Origin of the sequence: Azotosporobacter soli (assembly GCF_030542965.1) — a bacterium.
GTDB classification, from domain to species: Bacteria; Bacillota; Negativicutes; order SG130; family SG130; genus Azotosporobacter; species Azotosporobacter soli.
In genome coordinates, this window is the sequence record NZ_JAUAOA010000003.1 from 59305 (window position 1) to 78569 (window position 19265).

Sequence of the window (19265 nt, forward strand, 5' to 3'; positions counted from 1 at the left end):
TCCGCAAGTCGTCGCCTCCGGCGCCTCCAAGAAGAAGCCTTCATTCTCCAATGCAAAAAGCACCCGGCAACGCCAGGTGCTTTTTTTACAGCCTACAATTTGACAAGACCAACGGAGGCGAGAAAAACGACGATCAACAGTACCGGCGTCACGTAACGCAAAATGCTGTATAACATCCCCACCATGCCCGCCATCGCCAGACGGCCTTGATTGGTGAGTTCGGCCACCACCTGCTCGCGCGGCATCAGGTAACCGACAAAGATCGCCGTCAGCAAGCCGCCGATCGGCAAGAGGATGTTGGAGGACAAATAGTCGAACCAGTCGAAGAAACCGCGTCCCATAAACGTCATCTGACCAAGCAGGCTTGAAGGATCGACGGACAGTGTTGCCAAAACGCCGACGCCGGCGATCAGTATTCCGTTAAAAACAGCGGCACCGGTACGGGACATGCCGCGTTCCTCAATGCAGTACGCAACAGGAACTTCGACCAACGACAGCATCGCAGTTGTTGCTGCGATAGACGCCAGAAAGAAAAATGCGATCAGCAGCAGATTGCCCAGCGGCATTTGTGCGAACACGAGCGGCAGCGTCATAAAGAGCAGCCCGGGACCTGCGCCCGGCTCCATGCCGAATGCGAACACCGCCGGAAAAATAGCCAGGCCGGCCAATAAAGATACCAGCGTATCCGAAAAGGCAACCTTAGCTGCCGTACCCAACATATTATTGTCCTCGGTAAAATAGCTGCTGTACGTGATCATGCAGCCCAAACCCAGCGACAATTTGAAGAAGGCAAGCCCCAACGCCGTGAGAACCGCAGCGCCCGACAGCTGGCTGAAATCGACATGAAAGAGAAAGCGTACGCCTTCCCATGCTCCCGGCAGCGTCAACGCGCGCAAATCGCACGCTAGGATCAGCACGAAGAGCAGCGGCATCAAAGTCTTTGTTATCTTCTCAATCCCTTGTTTAACGCCCATGATCAGGATTCCCGACACCACCGCCATGACGATGCATTGCCAGAGGATCGGCGACCAGGGTCCCATGATAACAGAGCCGAACTGCGCTTTTGCGCCCTCCATCGTAATACCGGACAATTCACCGGTTAATGCTTTGAACAAATAAAAATAGACCCATCCTGCAACACAACTGTAAAAAAACATAATCAAATAGGTCGCCAAAACGCCCATCGTCCCGACATGCTTCCACAGCGTCCCCGGCATTATCGCCTTAAACGCGCCGATCGCGTTCTTGCGTGCCGTACGTCCGATATAGAATTCGCTCATCATGACCGGCAGGCCGACAAATACAATACATAAAAAATATACCAATAAAAATGCGCCGCCGCCGTTTTGTCCGGTAAGGTAGGGAAATTTCCAAATGTTCCCGAGACCTACCGCCGAGCCCAATGTCGCAAAAAACACTGCCAGGCCCGAGGAAAACGTCTCTCTTTTTTCGTTGCTAGCCAAACTCTTCACTCCTTTATGCGTTTGTTTTTTCGCCCATGCCGTAGCGCAGCCTGGTTACTATGTAAATACTAGCAGAGACTTTTATCCATGTCAACGCTACATACGTCGCCTTTAAGGTTCATTTGTACTTTTCCAATGGACTTCCCTCACTCTTTTTCCTACCACGTCGTCGTCACATTCCCCTTCCCTCTTATTTTTCATGGAAGAGACGCTTTTTAAGTCATTTGTGGAAATTGTAACATTCTCACTATTTCGCCTGAGAAAAGAACGCATTTTTTTCCTCTTCGGGCAGTATAAAAAGAAGGCTGTCTCCATCGTTTTTGAGACAGCCTCCTCTAGTTTATCGATAATAATTAACGCCTGCCTTAAATAAGCCCTGATCCTGATTGCCGGGTATGTTCTTTGCGACATGCTTGCCGCAGCGTTCCGAGTGGCCCATCTTTCCGAGAATCCGTCCGTCGGGACTGATGATCCCTTCCACTGCCGCCAGTGACCCGTTGGGGTTATAAGGCAGAGCAAGCGTAGGCTTTGCTTCGTCATCCACATATTGCGTCACGATTTGTCCTTGCAGCGCCAATTTTTCCAGCCACTGCGGCGTTGCCTGAAAGCGTCCTTCACCATGCGAAACTGGAATCGTATGCAGATCGCCGACTGTCAGATGCGAAAGCCAGGGTGAGTTCGTCGCCGCGACACGTGTTTGCACCATGCAGGAAACATGGCGGCCGAGTGAGTTAAAGGTCAGCGTTGGGCTGTCCTGCGGTAAATCGCAGATCTTGCCGTAGGGCAATAGCCCCAGCTTGATCAGAGCCTGAAAGCCATTGCAAATCCCAAGCGCCAAACCGTCCTGCCTTTCAAGCAAACGGTGCACAGCCTCTTTTAATCGTGGATTGCGCAACATCGTCGCAATGAATTTCCCCGAACCATCCGGTTCATCGCCGGCGCTAAAACCGCCCGCCAGCATCAGGATCTGCGCCTTGCCAAGCGCATTTTCCAAGGCAGTAACCGACTCTTCGACGGCTGCAGACGTCAGGTTGCGAATCACCAACGTTTCCACGCTTGCGCCAGCCTGCTCGAAAGCGCGCGCCGTGTCATACTCACAATTCGTGCCGGGGAAGACCGGAATCAAAACGCGCGGCTTAGCAAGCTTAGCAATTGTCCGTTTTACTTCTTTTCGCTTTTCAACCACCAGTTCTTTAAACACCGGGGCGTCAAACGCAACCTTCGTCGGGAACACAGCCTCCAACGGTTTTTCCCAGGCCGTCTGCAGTTCTTCGAGCAGCAGCGTTTCACCGTTTACGCAGATTTTCCCTTCCGCTTGTGTACGCCCCAGCAGTATCCAGCCTTCCGCCGCAATTTCCTCCGGCGCAACTTCTTCCGCCAGTTCCAAAATCAAACTGCCGTACTCCGGTGCAAACAGAGCCTCCTGCCGCCACGCGCCGCGCACTTCGACGCCGAGACGGTTGCCGAAGCACATTCTGCTGAGTGCAACGGCAATGCCGCCTTCTCTGACGCTTTGTGCGGCAAGCACCTTACCGGCGCTCGTCATTTCCTGCACCTTGCGCCAATGGCGCGTCAGCGTCTCCCAAAGAGGAAGCTCATTACCGTCGCGCGGCGCAGGCACAAACGCCAACAAGCTGCCGCTTTTCTTTAACTCTGGCGAGACAATCCTGCCGGCATCCGCGACATTGACCGCGAACGCCGCTAACGTCGGCGGTACATGCAATTCGAGAAAAGTTCCCGACATGCTGTCTTTGCCGCCGATCGCCGGAATGCCGAGACGCCGTTGAACGAGCAGCGCGCCGAGCAGAGCGCTGAACGGTTTGCCCCATTTGCTCGCATCTTGTCCAAGCCGCTCAAAATATTCCTGCAGAGTCAAGCGGATCCTTTGGTATTCTCCGCCCATCGCAACAATTTTGGCCACCGCTTCGACCAGCGCATAAACTGCGCCGTGAAAAGGACTCCAATTCGCAATCTTCGGATTAAAGCCGCAAGTCATCAACGTCGCCGTACTTGTTTCACCGCGCAAAAGAGGTAATTTTGCCGCCATTCCCTCCGCCGGCGTCGCCTGATAACGGCCGCCAAACGGCATCAAGACGCTGTTCGCACCGATGCTGCTGTCAAAGCGTTCTACCAGTCCGCGTTGGCTGCAGGCATTCAAGTCTGCCAAACGCTCTGTCCAAGCCGCCCGCAAGTCAACGTTGCTCGCCTCCGCTTTAAAGTAGTTCGCGCTAAATTCCGGCGCGTTCACTTTGACGCGACTTTCCTGACGCGCACCGTTGGTGTCGAGAAAGTCACGGCTTAGATCGACAATCGTATCACCCTGCCAAGTCATGACCAGACGCCGTTCTTTGCTTACCACAGCCACAACGGTCGCCTCGAGATTCTCTTCCAGCGCCAGCGCAATAAACGAACTTGCATCTTGCGCAGCAACAACCACAGCCATTCTCTCCTGCGATTCGGATATGGCCAGTTCCGTCCCATCCAGACCTTCATATTTTTTCGGCACGGCATCCAGATCGATCCGCAGACCGTCCGTCAACTCACCGATCGCCACCGCGACACCGCCTGCGCCAAAGTCATTGCAGCGCTTGATCAGACGGCTCGCTTCCGAACGACGAAACAAGCGCTGTATCTTATGCTCCGTCGGCGCATTTCCCTTTTGCACTTCCGCACCACAAGTCGCCAGCGAATCTTCCGTATGTTCCTTCGAAGAACCGGTCGCTCCGCCGCAACCATCGCGACCGGTACGGCCGCCGACTAAAATGACCAAGTCGCCTGCTGCCGGTTTCAAACGCACGACCTGACTGCGCGGCGCGGCCGCGATGACGGCGCCGATTTCCATTCGTTTGGCGACATAGCCTTCGTCATATACTTCCGTGACCTGTCCGGTTGCCAATCCGATCTGATTGCCGTAAGAACTATAGCCGGCTGCAGCGCCAGTCGTGATCCTGCGCTGCGACAACTTGCCGGGCAGCGTCTTTGAAACCGGTCGCCTTGGGTCGCCGCTACCGCTGAGGCGCATCGCCTGATAAACATAAGAACGGCCCGAGAGAGGGTCGCGAATCGCACCGCCCAGACAAGTAGCCGCGCCGCCGAACGGTTCGATCTCGGTCGGGTGGTTGTGCGTCTCATTCTTGAACATGACCAGCCATTCTTCTTCCTGCCCGTCGATGAGCGCCGGAACCACGATGCTGCAGGCATTGATTTCTTCCGACTCATCAAGATCCGGGAGTCGTTTCTCATGGCGCAGCGTTTTCATTCCCATGACGGCGATATCCATCAGGCATACGGCGCGCTCTTGTCCGCCGTAAACGACCTGACGATCCGCAAGATACTCTTCATAAGCCTGGCGGATCGGCTGGCAGCGTTCCCCCTGAGCGAACTCGACATCCGTAATCGCAGTCATAAAAGTCGTATGACGGCAGTGATCCGACCAATACGTATCCAGCACCTTGATTTCCGTTACGCTCGGCTCCCTTTTTTCTTCCTTGCTGAAATAAGTCTGGCACAGCTTTAAATCTGCCAGACTCATCGCCAGTCCCTGTTCCTGTCGCCACTCTTCAAGCGCAGCTTCGCTCCAGAGAGCAAAGCCGCCGATTCGCTCGACCGCTTCCGGCTTGACTTCTTCCGCACGTAAATTCAGCGGCTTCTCGAGCGCAGCTTCGCGGCACTCCACCGGATTGATCAGGTAGCTTTTTATCGCTAGCAGCTCTTCCTTCGAAAGACTTCCATATAATAAGATGACTTTGGCGCTGCTGACCTGCGGACGTTCCTTTTGCGTCAACAGTTGCACGCACTGCGCCGCCGAATCGGCGCGCTGATCGTACTGCCCCGGCAAAAATTCGACCGCAAACATCGCATCCGCTTCCGCGCGAGGTATGCATTCATCATAAGCCTTATCCGCCACCGGCTCGGCAAAAACCGTCCATTTTGCCGCGTGGTATTCCGCTTTGCTCAAGCCCGACATATCATAACGGTTCAGCAGGCGCAGGCCAGCCAACGCTTTTATGCCAAGGTTATCCCTTAAATCGGCCAACATCCCGCAAGCTTCCACATCAAAGCCCGCTTTCTTTTCGACAAAAACACGGCGTATTTGCTCCACAATACAAACCTCCTCTTGGGTTTCTGCTTTTATTGTAGTACAATTAGTTCAATAATAAAAATTAATTTTACTGATCACATTAATAAGGAGTTCTTATGAAAGACGTCAGCTTTGAGTTATACAAAGTTTTTTATCACGTCGCCTCATTAGGCAGTTTTTCCGCTGCCGCCGCCCGCTTGTTTCTCTCGCAATCGGCGATCAGCCAATCCATTAAATCGCTGGAAGAACAGCTTGGCGTCCAGCTGCTCTGGCGCAACAGCCGTCAGGTGTCGCTGACGCAGTCCGGCGAACTTCTCTACTCGCATGTGGAGCAAGCCTTTCAACTATTAAAAACAGGCGAACGCTCTTTGCTCGAATTGACGACCTTGGAACAGGGCGAACTATCAATCGGCGCAAGCGATACGCTTTGCAAATATCACCTGCTCCCTTTTTTACAGCAGTTTCATCGTCGTTTCCCGCGCATTCGACTTAAGATCATCAGCCGCCCCTCTCCTGTTTGCGTCGACCTGCTGACGAAAGGTCAGGTGGACGTCGTCGCGGTGAATCTGCCGCATGCCGGTTCTTATCCGCATACGATTTTGCACCATCGCTTTCCGCTTCAGGATGCGTTTGTCGGCGGCCCTCGCTTTCGTCACCTTCAAGCCCGCGCACTGACGCTTCAAGAGCTCGCGCAGTTACCGCTTCTGACGCTCGAATCCGGCACCGGTACGCGTCGTTTCCTCGACCATCTCTTCACCAGCCAGGGACTACAGCCTCAGCCGGAGATCGAACTTGACAGTCTCGATCTGTTGCTCGATTTGGCGGAAATCGATCTGGGCATCACTTTCGCCAGCCGCGAACATCTGAGCAGCCGTCTGAAAAACGAAACGCTGTTTCTCTTGCCCGTCGATACGCCGATTCCGCCGCGCGAATGGGGCCTTTTGGCGCACAGCCGTCTGCCTCTGCCTCCGGCGGCCCTGGAATTTCTTCGCCTCTTTGAAGGATAAAAAAAGACCCCGGATTATTCCGGGAGTCTTTCTCTTTCTGTCTTTTTCTCGTATATTTCCGCTACCTGCTTGTACATATCGCTGTGTTTGAACTGATTGCCGCGCCCTTCCGCTTCTTCCTTCGTGAGCGTGTTAAGCAGATTGTACATCTCATGCATGATCTGAGGGATCGCTTCGAGTTTGATGATGCCGCGCTCTTCCGCGGCTTTTAGAGCCAGCCGGGCATAACCAAGAGCCTGCGAACGCGTATATTCCGGTTGCACAAACATAGCCGTCGCCTCCTTTACCACCAAGCACTTCTTACCTTTAGTATACTCTAGCATGTCGATTTCCACAAGAATATGCAGAAAATTCCATCTATGTTTTTCAAAGAAAAAGCAGCCTGCCTCGCAGACTGCTTTTTCTCATACCTTGGGAATATTCCGGCCGTAGAATATCTCGGCCATTTCGCGTTTCAGGCTTTGCTTTATCTTTTTCTTTTCACCCGGCAACAGTTCGCTCTTCGCCGTACCGAATAAATAATTATCCAAGTCAAATTCTTTCAACAGCATTTTCGTGTGAAAAATATTTTCCTGATACACATTCACATCGATCATTTGATACTGCTCGCGCGTTTCCGGTTTGATGTAATTTTGGATCGAATTGATTTTGTGATCGATGTAATATTTTTTGCCGTTTACGTCGCGTGTAAAACCGCGCACGCGATAATCGACGATTGCGATGTCCGCGGAAAAACAGGAGAGCAAGTAGTTAAGCGCTTTGAGCGGCGAGATTTCGCCGCAGGTCGATACGTCAATATCGGCCCGGAATGTGCTGATACCCGCTTCCGGATGGCTCTCCGGATAGGTGTGCACCGTGATATGGCTCTTGTCGAGATGGGCTACGACCGCCTCCGATTTCGGATCTTCCGGCGCGGCTTCTCCATTCCCCTCCGCCTCTTCAACCTTGCCTTCTGAGATCAGCACGGTCACACTGGCGCCCTGCGGATCATAGTCCTGTTTTGCAATGTTGAGAATGTTCGCCCCGATCATATGCGTAACTTCCGTCAAAATCCTGGTCAATCGTTCTGCATTGTACTCTTCATCGATGTACTCGATATAAGCCTGACGATGTTCCGGACTTTTGGCATAACAGATATCGTACATATTGAAACTGAGGGTCTTCGTCAAATTATTGAACCCATACAGCTTGAGTTTTTTGAAGGACTTGATTTCCAATTTTTTCTCACCTTACTTTATCAGAATCGAATTTCAATATTACATATAGTATACTAGTTCCTTCTCGCTGTAAATAGGTGCAAAAAAATTATCTGCAGAGAAGCTTTGCCGCGACCTTTACGACTATTTTTTTCACCTTTAGCGGCTCTGTAAGCGCACAGCCCGGACGATGCACTTCGCCCGGCCAGAATATGCCATAACGGTCTGATTCGAGTAATATTTCACTTTCACCTGTCGGCGGTCGAAAAAATAGCAAATCCGCCTCTGCCAGCCGATCTTCCTCGACGACAAGATCATCGCCCGCCGGACGCCAACCGATGATTTCCACACCGCGTCCGAGACACTGAATATCGAGATAACGCTGATGGGCTTCCGGCCGTTTGTCTTTCCACGGTTCGGTTTCATATTCAGAAACGGAGACGAAGATATCTTCCCCCTGGATCAGATGCTTCCCAAGCGGCAACGCCGCCAAATCCGTCCTGGCCAGATAGTCAAGACCGGTCACCAACGCCGCCGGCAGCCACTGCCTGTCACGCTCCAGTTCATGCAATACGCCAAAGATCATAGCAAGTTCCCCCTTGTCCTTTTATCAGGAAAGTTCGACTCGCTCTGCCGCTTCACCTGCCTGAAGACGCTTAGACGCTGTCGCCGTGAATTTCGCTTCGCCTGATTTCGCCGATCGCGTTGTTTTCATTTAGAAGCACGACAGTAGGCCGGAAGCTTTTCGCCTCGCTTTCCTCCATTAACGCATACGCCATGATAATCACGATGTCGCCCGGCTGCGCCCAGCGCGCCGCCGCTCCATTCAGGCAGATGACCCCAGAATTGCGTGGCCCCTTGATCGCGTATGTCTCCAAACGGCTGCCATTGTTGTTGTTGACGACCTGCACCCGTTCATTGGCGAAAATTCCGGCCGCCTCCAACAGATCTTCCGCAATCGTGATGCTGCCGACATAATTCAGATTGGCTTCCGTAACCGTCGCGCAGTGCAGTTTCGCTTTCAGCAAGGTTAATAACATCCTTCAGTCCCTCCCAGAATCAGATTATCAATCAGACGCGTTGCGCCAAAACGCACGGCAAGCGCAACAATTGCCTGGCCAGCCACAGTTTCCGTTTTCGCCAAATCCGGATACGAATACACTTCAACATAATCGATGACGGCCAGCGTTTCTTTGCTAAGCTCCTCCAGAATCAGTTGCTTGAGTTCCTGAACACTGCGTCTTCCGGCAGCAAATTCTTGCTTCGCTAAAGCCAAGCTGCGTGAAAGGCTCAACGCAGCCTGACGCTCTTTGGCGTTAAGATAGGCATTGCGCGAACTCAACGCAAGCCCGTCCGCTTCCCGAACGATCGGTACAACTTCGATTTCCAGCGCCATATTCAGATCCGCCGCCATACGTTTTAAGACAAGCACCTGCTGCGCATCTTTTTGCCCGAAGAAGGCCACATCCGGCTGGACGATGTTAAACAGCTTGGTCACCACTGTCGCTACGCCGCGAAAATGTCCCGGACGCGATTTGCCGCAGAGCAAATCGGTAATCCCGAGAACATCGACCTGCGTCGCATACCCAGTCGGATACATCTCTTCCACCCGCGGCAAAAAGAGCGCCGCCACGCCGACGGCGGCAGCTTTTCGCGCATCACCCTCGCTGTCGCGCGGATAAGCTGCCAAATCCTCATTGACGCCGAATTGCATCGGATTGACGAAAATGCTTGCCACGACGATGTCGCAGCGTTCGCCCGCCTTGTGAAAAAGCTCCTGATGCCCTTGATGCAAGGCGCCCATTGTGGGCACAAATCCGATTGTTTTTCCCGCCCCGCGCTGTTCTCTCACAAACTGCCTCATTTCTGCAATCGTTTCAATTATTTTCATCATCGCGCATCTCCTTAATACAGTTTTTCCAAAATACCGTCATCCATCATAAAACCGTGTTCCGGTGCCGGAAATGCCCTCTGCGACACTTCATCGCGGTATGCGGCGACAGCCTGAGCCGCCTGAACATGAAGCGTCGCGTACTGTTTGACGAATTTGGGCGTAAAACCATCGTACATGCCGAGCAGATCCTGCGTCACCAGCACCTGTCCGTCGCAGTCGCAACCGGCGCCGATGCCGATTGTCGGAATCGGGAGCGCCGCGGTAATCCGTTTCGCCAAAGCAGACGGCACGCATTCCAAGACCAGCGAAAAGGCACCGCACTCCGCAAGCAGCCTGGCATCATCGAGCATTTTTTGCGCAGCCGCCTCATCCTTGCCCTGCACACGAAAACCGCCCAGCGCATGCACCGATTGCGGCGTCAGTCCCAGATGACCGACGACCGGAATTCCGGCGGCGACAATCGCCCTTACGGCATCGGCGACCTCTTTGCCCCCTTCCAATTTTACCGCCTGCGCACCGCCTTCCTTGATCAGACGCCCTGCATTCTTGAGTGCTTCCTGCGGCGATATCTGATACGACATGAACGGCATATCCGCTACCACCATCGCCCGCTGTGCGCCGCGGCATACCGCCTTGACATGATGAATAATATCTTCCATCGTTACCGGCAGCGTCGAGTCATACCCCAACACCACGTTACCCAACGAATCACCGACCAAAAGCATATCGATCCCCGCGCCATCAAGCATCTGCGCCATCGAAAAATCATAGGCCGTCAGCATCGTAATCGGCGTCCCCGCTGTTTTTCTCTCTCGTATCGTTGTCGTCGTCACCCGCTTATTCATTTCAAATCCTCCTTTGATTTTCTAGCAGTCCGGCAATTTCTTTGCAAACGTCTGTCGTAAGGCGCTGCTTCTCAACAAGCGGCGCCAATGCGCCGCGGCCCAGCACCTGATAAATTTCCCGCTCCAACCCATCCGGCAGTACCGCCAAATGCGCCGCTACCGTCGCCGCATCGCCGCGGCTGATCGGTCCGGTTAAGGCTTTTTCCGTACCGACGCGCTGCAAATTCAACACAGTCCCCCGAATAAGAGGCAGCAGCGCAGGCAGCGCGTCTGCTTCTGCAAGGCCAAATTCGCCGTAGCGTCTCACCGCCCACTGCACAAGTACGACCAGATAATTGGAAACCATGCAAGCCGCCGCATGGTAGCGCGAACGCTCTGTTTCCGGCAGTTGAAACGCCCGACCGTCCAGCATTTCAACCAACCTCCCGGCACACGCGCACGCCTCCGGATCGCCGTCTATGGCAAAAAAGACATTCTGAAATGCCTCCTTCGCTTCACCTCCGGCAAAAGTCTGCAGCGGATGCAGGCAGCCGAGGCTCGCCGGGCCGCCTGCCAAAGAAGCAAGCGGTTCGCCGCCAAGCGCGCCCGCCATGTGCAGTACGCTCTGCCCTTCGCGCAGACAGCCTGCGCTGCGCAATTCTTCCGCCACATCAGCGATAACCGCGTCCGGAGTTGCCAGCAGCACAACGTCAGCCAGCGCCGCGGCTTCGGCGGCGCAATTCGTCACCGTCGCCCCCACTTCCTGAGCCAGGCGCTCCGCACAGGAGCGACGCCGACTGAAAACAGCCGCGATATCGCAGCCCGAAATCTGCAAAGCGCGCGCCAACGCGCTGCCAACTTTTCCAGCGCCAATGACGGCAATGGTTAACGTCACTTTTCTTCGCCTCCCTCTTCGCAATAAAAAAAGCCTTTCCGACGCACTACGTCCGAAAGGCACAGAAAAATCCTGCAACACCTCCCGTCCCAGTCTGTCTTACAGATCCAAGCGGTTATTTGGTCACACGCGAAAAGCTTTTACTTGTCTGACCCGCAGCCGCACTGCCGCAGTGCGATTCCCTAAGGATATCACCCGCATCGTTGTCAGGCCTAAGGTCAACTAGATAGTACCACAGACACTCCGTTCCGACAAGTATTTTTACGCTATACAAAATGCTGCCGATAAATGTTACAATAAAGGGGAGATAAGGAGGTGCCTTAATGAATACTTCCATTACTGCCGAACAAAAACTGTTGGCTGTCTTAGCCCATATTTCTTATTTCTTGGGTGGACTCGGTTTCATTCTTGCTCCACTGCTGATCTTTCTTCTGCGCCGTGACGATCCGTTCGTCTATGAGCACGCACGCCAAGCTTTGGTCGCTCATCTGACCGTTTTGGTTCTTACCGCCGGCGTGTTCCTGCTTTCCTTTCTGCTAATCGGACTTCTCTTAATGCCTCTTCTGGCGGTCGTTTGGCTGGCATTGCTCGTCACATCGATTTTGGCTTCGATACGCGCCGCCGACGGCGCTGCGTACCGCTACCCTTTGATTCAAGCTTTGGTGCGTCGCATCCAATAGACCAATCTGACAATGAGGTGATCTTTTTTCCCATGAAACGCATTCGTTACACTTTGGCCAGACAGGCCAAGCGCTACCTGATCATAGCTGCCGCTTCCCTTTTAGCCGCCGCAGCCGTCAATCTCTTTTTGATTCCGCATCAGATGTTGAGCGGCGGATTGGGCGGCATCGCCATCATTCTCTATCTGCTCTTCAAATGGCCGGTCGGCTTGTTGGTCGGCATGATGAACGTACCTTTGTTTGTCGCCTCCTACCGCCTGCTCGATAAGCAATCGGTCATCATCGGTCTGTACGGCATGCTCGCGTTTTCCTTTTCGCTCGATGCGACTGCTTTTCTTGTCCCTTACAGCGTGACGGATGACATTTTATTGGCCGCCTTATGCGGCGGCGCCGCCAGCGGTTTCGGCTACGGACTCGTTTTTCGCGCCGGAGGGCACGGCGGGGGCGCAGATCTGATCGCCATTTTGGTAAAAAAATACTACGCCTTTGACATCGGCGTAGTTATCTTCATTATCAATTTTATCTTGATGACCACTTCCGCTTTCTTGTTCGGCTTTAAACCGGCGATGTACACTTTGCTTTCCATGTACGTCACTTCAGCTGTCACCGATAAGGTCATCGAAGGATTCAACCGCAAAAAAACCGTGACGATCATTTCTGACAACTGTGATGAAATCGCTACTGCGATTCTGCAAGAAATCGGCCGCGGCGTCACCTTTTTGCATGGCGAAGGCGCTTTCACGCAACAAGAGCGTAAAGTTATTTTAGTCGTCGTCACTTTGACGCAGGTCGCCAAAATAAAGTTCATCATCGAGAACATCGATCCAAAGTCTTTTATGTTTATCCAAGATGCCGCCGAAGTCAGCGGACGCGGCTTTACCTTACCGCTGCCGAGACGCCAAAAAACGAAAGAGTCTGTCGAAACTTCCGCTCCGCTGCGCGATTAGCCGCGTTGACAAACGATCGGCGCCACCCGGCGATATACCGCCAGTGTCAGAAGGGAAACGGCAACTCCTTTTAACAGATTAAACGGCGCGATTGCCCATGCGATGAAACTGGCAAGGTCAACCACCTTCGGATTGGCGGCGCTGCCCAGCGCTACGACTTTTTCGAGCGGAAAATGCAGTGCCAGCTGGTAAAGCGGCAATAATACGAAATAATTTAAGAGCGATGCGGTAAAGACCATGGTCATTGTACCTGCGGTCAATGCCAGTATCGCTCCTTTTGTTGTCCGACTGCGCCTGTAGAGCAGACTGGACGGTACGACAAACGAAACGCCGACTAAAAAATTAGCCGTTTCCCCGATCCCCATCGTTTGCGAGTTCATGCCGTGCAGCAAATTTTTGATCATTTCAATCCAAATCCCGCCGAGCGGTCCAAGCGCAAAAGCGCCAATCACCGCTGGAAGTTCACTTGCATCCAGTTTTAAAAAACCAGGCATCAACGGCACAGGCACTTCGATATACATCAATAAGACGGCAATCGCCGATAGCATCGCCACCTTCGTCAAATACTTCGTCTTGTTGTCCTCTCTCACCATTTTTCCCTCCGTATTTCTAAAAATTGCGCCCCGCGCAAGTCGCTTTATAGACTTCCGTAAAACAACGTTAATTTTATCAGCGCCAAAGAAGTTACGCAAGCCTTACAGGTATTGCCCGGCTAACGTCAGAAAAATTCTGACTATTGACGTTACTGTTTTCCCGACAGGCAAATCCGCGTTTTTACCGACTCTATTTTTCTTCAAACTATGCGATAATAACATCACTGGGACTCCAGCAACAAGTCCCGGCAAAGAATCGTAAGATTCTTGCTTCCCTCGATCATTTTGTAATAAAACCCTTACCTTCTTAACGAGGCCATCCGCCCTTTTCGGGCAGATGGCCTCCTCTCTTTGCCTAAGCAAGCATCTCCTTAAGAATGTCCTGCAATAGCATAATATTCAAACCGCTGACAATCGCTGCAACCAGCCACAATAAATATTTCAGCCAGCGGCCATTGGCGTATTTCCCCATAACCTTCGTAGAAGAAGTCAAATAGACCTGAAGAAAAATAGTCCATGGCAATTGAATGCTCAGCGCTACCTGTGAATACACCAGACCCTCGAACGGACTGTCGATAAAGAGGATCACGAGCAACGCCAGCACATAGGTTAATGAAACGCCAAGCAACGAATGCCGGTCTTTTATGTCATAGGGTTCATTGAACATCCCTGCAAAAATGCTGCCGCCTGCCATTCCTGCGGTCACGGTCGAGGATACCCCGGAAAACAAAAGCGCCAGGGCGAAAACCAGAGCCGCAGAGCTGCCAAGCAAAGGCTGCAGAAGATCTTTAGCCTGTTGTAGCTCCTCGACCGCAACACCGCTGGAAAAAAACACGGTCGCCGCCATCAAGATCATCGCACTGTTGATCGCCCAGCCGATCAGCATGGCTATTAACGTATCGGCAAATTCATACTTTAACTGGCGTTGGATGACAGCTTCGTCTTCCAAGTTCCACTGCCGACTTTGAATGATTTCCGAATGCAAAAAAAGATTATGCGGCATCACAACCGCGCCAAGCACGCTCATAACAACAGCCATCGAGCCATCCGGTATCACCGGCACGACCCAGCCTGTCGCCGCCTGGCCCCAATCAACCTGAACCAGACTGAGTTCATAGAGAAACGAAAAGCCAATCAAAGAAACAAAAAGCATGATCAGACGTTCCAATTTTTTATAAGAATTCGACCAGAGCAGCCACGCGCACAAAAACGCAGCAAGAACGCAGGCGATTTTTAGCGGCACATGAAAGAGCATCGTCAGCGCAATGCCGGCACCCAATATCTCCGCCATAGCGGTCGCCACTGACGCAGCAACCGCGGTAAGCAAAACAGAGCGAGACAGCCACGGCTTCAAATGCTGCGTCGCCGCTTCCGACAGGCACAGTCCGGTGGCAATTCCTAAATGGGCGACGTTATGCTGCAAGATAATCAGCATAATTGTCGACAGCGTCACCATCCACAGCAGCTTATAGCCGTATCCGGCGCCAGCCGCCAAGTTCGACGCCCAGTTTCCAGGATCGATAAACCCAACCGTAACCAGTATGCCCGGCCCGATATAACGCAATATTTCACGCGCCCTAATATCAAGTCCATGATTTTCGCGTAAAAAAGAAAACATAGCAACCTCTTTCCAGTAATCATTATCAATTAGTAGTTATGTTTTACTTTAACGCGATTCTCTCATTTTGGCAAGCACTATTTGCACCGTGCAGCACGACGCTCGGTATAGATTTCCAGCAGCTTCGGCGCTTCTTCACTCTTTAGCTTACATTCAGGCACAAGAGAGGCAACGCGCTCTACCGCAGCCTGAAAATCATAATAAACCTGCCATTTCGCCTTGACCAGTTCTTTTCCGCTTTGGCGCAGCAGATAGGCCGGGTGATACGTAGCGATCGCCGGAATGCCGTACTTCGTTTCGAACCAGTTTCCCCGGTCACGCGTAATCCGCGCTTCCTCTCCCTTCAGATACTTCAAAGCCACGCTGCCAAGTGCAATAATGACCTTAGGCTTGACGCAGGCCATTTCCTCATCCAGCCAGCGCAGCGCGCAAAAGCAGCTTTCTTCTAGCGTCGGCGTGCGATTACCTTTCGGCCGGCACTTGATTACATTCGTCGTATATATCCGGTCACGCGTGACGCCGACGCTATGCAACGCTTTATCAAGCAGCTGCCCGGACGGTCCCACCAGCGGTACGCCGTATTCATCCTCGACCTGTCCCGGCCCTTCGCCGACGATCGCAAGCTGCGCCGCAACATCCCCATTCCAGGAAGTCGCGCCCCGGTTCCCCGCCTGCGCCAATGGACAGGCCACGCAAGCCAACAGCTCTTTTTCCAGTTTTTCCGTTGATTCGTACAATCGCTTCATCTCCGCTTCGCTTTTCTCTCTTTATCTTTTAGTTTGACCTTCCTTCTTTAAATCCTTCCACATATAGGCGAAAGACTTTGTCACCTTTTTCTTCGCTTGGCAGAACCGATTTATTTTTTCCCCGGTGATTGACTTTGTATCATTCAGCCGTTACAATATGTCCATATCCAAACAAATTCATAACGGGTACATGACTGGCGGATTAGAGTGGGCAACCACGAGGGAATGTACCTGACTGTGCAGCTAACGCACATAGCCGGCCGCCTGGGCACTTTCACCTTTGCCTGGGGGGTCTTTCTGTTTTCATTTTTCTTTTGCAAGGAGGTTTTTTTATGACTGACGCCTGGAACAATTTTAAACGCGGACAGTGGCAAGAGCGCATCGATGTCCGTGACTTTATCCAAAACAACTACCATCCCTACCTTGGTGACGCGACATTTTTGGCAGATGCGAGCGGACGTACAAACGCGTTATGGCAGGAATGCACCCGTTTGCTTAAAGCAGAACGGGATAACAACGGCGTATTGACTGTAGACCCGACAACTGTTTCAACCATCACTTCGCACCAGCCCGGCTACATCCGCACAGAGCTTGAATGCATCGTCGGCTTACAGACTGATGCAGCGCTGAAACGCGGCGCGATCGTAAACGGAGGCGTTCGCATGGCCGAACAAGCCTGCACTGCTTATGGCTGCACGCTTAATCCCGAAATCAGCCGAACCTATCGCGAAGACGTCACCACCCACAACAGCGCTGTCTTTGGCACTTACACCGAGGAAATGAAAAAGGCGCGTAAACTCGGCATCATCACCGGCTTACCGGATGGCTACGGACGCGGACGCATCATAGGAGATTACCGCCGCGTTGCCTTATACGGCGTCGACCGCCTCATTGCCGCCAAGCAAAACGATCTGAACAATCTGGCAAAAAAAACAATGGATCAGGCAACAATCGGCCTGCGCGAAGAACTGAACTCGCAGATCAAAGCCTTGCTCGCCATGGCCGTCATGGCCGACAGCTACGGTTTCGATATCCGCCGTCCGGCGGAAAATGCCAGCGAAGCAGTACAATGGCTCTATTTTGCTTATCTGGCGGCCATCAAAGAACAAAACGGCGCCGCCATGTCGCTGGGCCGCATCTCCGGTTTTCTCGACATTTATATCGAACGTGACCTTCAGAACGGCCTCCTCGATGAAAGCGGCGCGCAGGAACTTTTGGATCAGCTGGTCATCAAGCTTCGTCTGGCTCGCCATCTGCGTACGCCGGATTACAACGAACTTTTCGCAGGCGATCCCATGTGGATTACCGAATCGCTCGGCGGCACCGGACTTGATGGTCGCACTCTGGTCACCAAAACAGCCTTTCGCATGCTGCATACGCTGTATACGTTAGGCCCCGCCCCAGAACCGAATCTGACGATCCTTTGGTCAGAGAACCTGCCGGACGGCTTCAAAAAATTCTGCGCTAAGACGTCACTTGATACCAGTTCCATCCAGTACGAAAACGATGACATCATGCGCCCGCTCTATGGCGATGACTATGGCATTGCCTGCTGCGTTTCCGCAATGCGCCTCGGCCAGCAAATGCAGTTTTTCGGTGCGCGGGCTAATCTGGCCAAAGCCCTGCTCCTGGCTATCAACGGCGGACGCGACGAAAAAACAGGCGAGCAACTGGGGCCGGAATTACCGCTGCCAAGCGGCGAAACACTCGACTACGCAGAAGTACGGCGCAATCTTTCTACTGTACTCGACTGGCTGGCCGGACTCTACGTCAATACATTGAACATCATTCATTACATGCATGATAAGTACGCCTACGAAAGCGCGCAAATGGCGCTGCACGACAGCAATGTTGCACGCACGATGGCTTTCGGCATCGCCGGTCTGTCGGTCACTGCGGACTCCCTCAGCGCGCTCTTGCACGGACAGGTTCGCGCCGTACGCGACGAACGAGGCATCGCGACAGGCTTTTGCGGCGCCGGTGAATTCCCCTGTTTCGGCAATGACGACGACCGCGTCGATCGCTTGGCAGTCGAATTAACGGAAGAATTCATCGCCAAACTACGCCAGCATCCGACCTATCGGCAGGCGGAACATACCTTGTCCGTGCTGACGATCACTTCCAACGTCATGTACGGTAAAAAAACCGGTGCAACGCCGGACGGAAGAAACTCCGGACAGCCGTTTGCCCCCGGAGCCAATCCTATGCACGGACGCGATAAAAACGGCGCGCTGGCCGCACTGCATTCCCTTAGCAAACTCTCTTACGACACCTGCCGTGACGGCATCTCCTACACCTTTTCCATTCTTCCCGCCACGCTCGGAAAAACCGACGCCGCGCGGCAAAACAATCTGGTCGGACTGCTCGACGGCTACGCCAAGCAAGGCGGCCATCACATCAACATCAACGTCTTGGACCGCTCGATATTGGAAGCAGCCCGCCGTCAGCCGGAAGATTATCCGCAGCTTACGATCCGCGTCTCCGGTTACGCCGTGCATTTCATCAAACTGACCGCGGCGCAGCAGAGTGAAGTCATTGAACGTACCTTTTACGAGGCATTATAGGCAGGTGATTTTTTCTGGACGCTTTTTATCATTCCGTCGAACGCTTCGGCGTCGTAGACGGCCCCGGCATCCGTTATGTCCTCTTTTTGTCCGGCTGCTCGCTGCGCTGCAAGTTCTGCCACAATCCCGACACTTGGCTGGCAGGCGACCAGACAATCAGCGTTGCAACCGTACTGCAGCAGTATGAACGCTCGCGCCATTTTTACGACGCCTCGCACGGGGGCATCACACTAAGCGGCGGAGAACCACTATTACAGGCGCAGTTTGCCGCCGAACTCCTCTCCGCTTGCCAAGAGCGCGGCATTCATACGCTGATCGACACGGCCGGACATTATCCGCTCGAAAATCTGAAGGCGGTGCTGCCTTATCTGGACGGAGCAATGTTCAGCATCAAATCGGCACTGCCGGAAAAACATAAGGCAATCTGCGGCGCAGAGGCGACTTGGTCCTGGAGCACCCTGGCGCTTTTAGCCGCCCACCTTCCGCTAACCTTGCGCTACGTCCTGATCCCGGGCTACAACGATTCACCGGACGACAGCGCGGCGCTGGCCAAGTTAATAAAAAAGCTGCACGGAAAAATCACCGTCGAACTTTTACCCTACCACAGCCTGGGCCGTGATAAATGGCAAAAACTCGGTCTTACTTATCCGCTTGCCGACGTAGCGGATGCAACGAACGCCGATCTAGCGGCCTTCGCCGCTCAGTTGCTCGCGCTTCGCATCGAGCTTCTTCTACCAAGCCGTTAACACGATAAAAA

Annotated in this window: 17 protein-coding genes and 1 riboswitch; of the genes, 5 read left to right on the plus strand and 12 right to left on the minus strand. The window is 53.1% G+C overall.

What is annotated here, in order from left to right; all coding sequences use genetic code 11:
- Positions 1–92: 92 nt before the first annotated feature.
- Positions 93–1463 (minus strand): sodium-dependent transporter, encoded by a 1371-nt coding sequence (locus tag QTL79_RS04135; RefSeq protein ID WP_346353682.1) that lies wholly within the window; start codon positions 1461–1463, stop codon positions 93–95.
- 340 nt (positions 1464–1803) lie between these two features.
- The gene (locus QTL79_RS04140) at positions 1804–5565 is read right to left on the minus strand and encodes a phosphoribosylformylglycinamidine synthase (protein WP_428845456.1); all 3762 of its coding nucleotides are present in this window, start codon (positions 5563–5565) and stop codon (positions 1804–1806) included.
- 95 nt (positions 5566–5660) lie between these two features.
- Between QTL79_RS04140 and QTL79_RS04145 the strand changes: the two genes are divergently transcribed.
- Positions 5661–6551: a LysR family transcriptional regulator gene (locus QTL79_RS04145; protein WP_346353683.1), complete on the plus strand. Its 891-nt coding sequence runs from the start codon at positions 5661–5663 to the stop codon at positions 6549–6551.
- 14 nt (positions 6552–6565) lie between these two features.
- On the opposite strand, the gene QTL79_RS04150 is transcribed toward QTL79_RS04145, so the two are convergent.
- The 7 genes from QTL79_RS04150 to QTL79_RS04180 all read right to left on the minus strand — a co-directional run bounded on the left by QTL79_RS04150 (position 6566) and on the right by QTL79_RS04180 (position 11360).
- A complete protein-coding gene (locus QTL79_RS04150) occupies positions 6566–6820 on the minus strand; it encodes a hypothetical protein (RefSeq protein ID WP_346353684.1) in 255 nt (84 codons plus the stop codon).
- Between the two features lie 135 nt (positions 6821–6955).
- The gene (gene speD / locus QTL79_RS04155; protein ID WP_346353685.1) at positions 6956–7768 is read right to left on the minus strand and encodes an adenosylmethionine decarboxylase; all 813 of its coding nucleotides are present in this window, start codon (positions 7766–7768) and stop codon (positions 6956–6958) included.
- An 88-nt stretch (positions 7769–7856) separates the two neighbouring features.
- Positions 7857–8333, minus strand: coding sequence for a NanQ anomerase/TabA/YiaL family protein (locus QTL79_RS04160; RefSeq protein ID WP_346353686.1), 477 nt, complete (start codon positions 8331–8333; stop codon positions 7857–7859).
- Between the two features lie 70 nt (positions 8334–8403).
- Positions 8404–8787 carry an aspartate 1-decarboxylase gene (gene panD, locus QTL79_RS04165; protein WP_346353687.1) on the minus strand — a complete coding sequence of 128 codons (384 nt, stop codon included), beginning with the start codon at positions 8785–8787 and terminating at the stop codon, positions 8404–8406.
- Entirely contained in the window at positions 8778–9638 is an 861-nt protein-coding gene (panC, locus tag QTL79_RS04170; protein WP_346353970.1) for a pantoate--beta-alanine ligase, read from the minus strand. Before panC ends, panD begins: the two co-directional genes overlap by 10 nt.
- A 14-nt stretch (positions 9639–9652) precedes the next feature.
- Positions 9653–10486 (minus strand): 3-methyl-2-oxobutanoate hydroxymethyltransferase, encoded by an 834-nt coding sequence (gene panB, locus QTL79_RS04175; protein WP_346353688.1) that lies wholly within the window; start codon positions 10484–10486, stop codon positions 9653–9655.
- A 1-nt stretch (position 10487) separates the two neighbouring features.
- Entirely contained in the window at positions 10488–11360 is an 873-nt protein-coding gene (locus tag QTL79_RS04180) for a Rossmann-like and DUF2520 domain-containing protein (RefSeq protein ID WP_346353689.1), read from the minus strand.
- Positions 11361–11683: 323 nt separating this feature from the next.
- On the opposite strand from QTL79_RS04180, the gene QTL79_RS04185 reads away from it, so the two are divergent.
- Both QTL79_RS04185 and QTL79_RS04190 read left to right on the plus strand, forming a co-directional pair.
- Positions 11684–12040: a DUF4870 domain-containing protein gene (locus QTL79_RS04185; RefSeq protein WP_346353690.1), complete on the plus strand. Its 357-nt coding sequence runs from the start codon at positions 11684–11686 to the stop codon at positions 12038–12040.
- 32 nt (positions 12041–12072) lie between these two features.
- Positions 12073–12987, plus strand: coding sequence for a YitT family protein (locus QTL79_RS04190; protein ID WP_346353691.1), 915 nt, complete (start codon positions 12073–12075; stop codon positions 12985–12987).
- Here QTL79_RS04190 and QTL79_RS04195 read toward each other — a convergent pair.
- The 3 genes from QTL79_RS04195 to QTL79_RS04205 all read right to left on the minus strand — a co-directional run bounded on the left by QTL79_RS04195 (position 12984) and on the right by QTL79_RS04205 (position 15944).
- Positions 12984–13580 (minus strand): ECF transporter S component, encoded by a 597-nt coding sequence (locus QTL79_RS04195; RefSeq protein ID WP_346353692.1) that lies wholly within the window; start codon positions 13578–13580, stop codon positions 12984–12986. The two genes, QTL79_RS04190 and QTL79_RS04195, sit on opposite strands and share 4 nt — an antisense overlap.
- Before the next feature lie 355 nt (positions 13581–13935).
- Positions 13936–15198 carry an Nramp family divalent metal transporter gene (locus QTL79_RS04200; protein ID WP_346353693.1) on the minus strand — a complete coding sequence of 421 codons (1263 nt, stop codon included), beginning with the start codon at positions 15196–15198 and terminating at the stop codon, positions 13936–13938.
- A 77-nt stretch (positions 15199–15275) separates the two neighbouring features.
- Complete coding sequence (locus QTL79_RS04205; protein ID WP_346353694.1) at positions 15276–15944, minus strand: uracil-DNA glycosylase; 669 nt, start codon at positions 15942–15944, stop codon at positions 15276–15278.
- 180 nt (positions 15945–16124) lie between these two features.
- A riboswitch (ZMP/ZTP riboswitch) is annotated at positions 16125–16221 on the plus strand.
- A 55-nt stretch (positions 16222–16276) separates the two neighbouring features.
- On the opposite strand from QTL79_RS04205, the gene pflB reads away from it, so the two are divergent.
- The gene (gene pflB / locus QTL79_RS04210) at positions 16277–18508 is read left to right on the plus strand and encodes a formate C-acetyltransferase (protein ID WP_346353695.1); all 2232 of its coding nucleotides are present in this window, start codon (positions 16277–16279) and stop codon (positions 18506–18508) included.
- Positions 18509–18522: 14 nt separating this feature from the next.
- Positions 18523–19254 (plus strand): pyruvate formate-lyase-activating protein, encoded by a 732-nt coding sequence (gene pflA, locus QTL79_RS04215; protein ID WP_346353971.1) that lies wholly within the window; start codon positions 18523–18525, stop codon positions 19252–19254.
- The last annotated feature ends 11 nt before the right edge of the window (positions 19255–19265 follow it).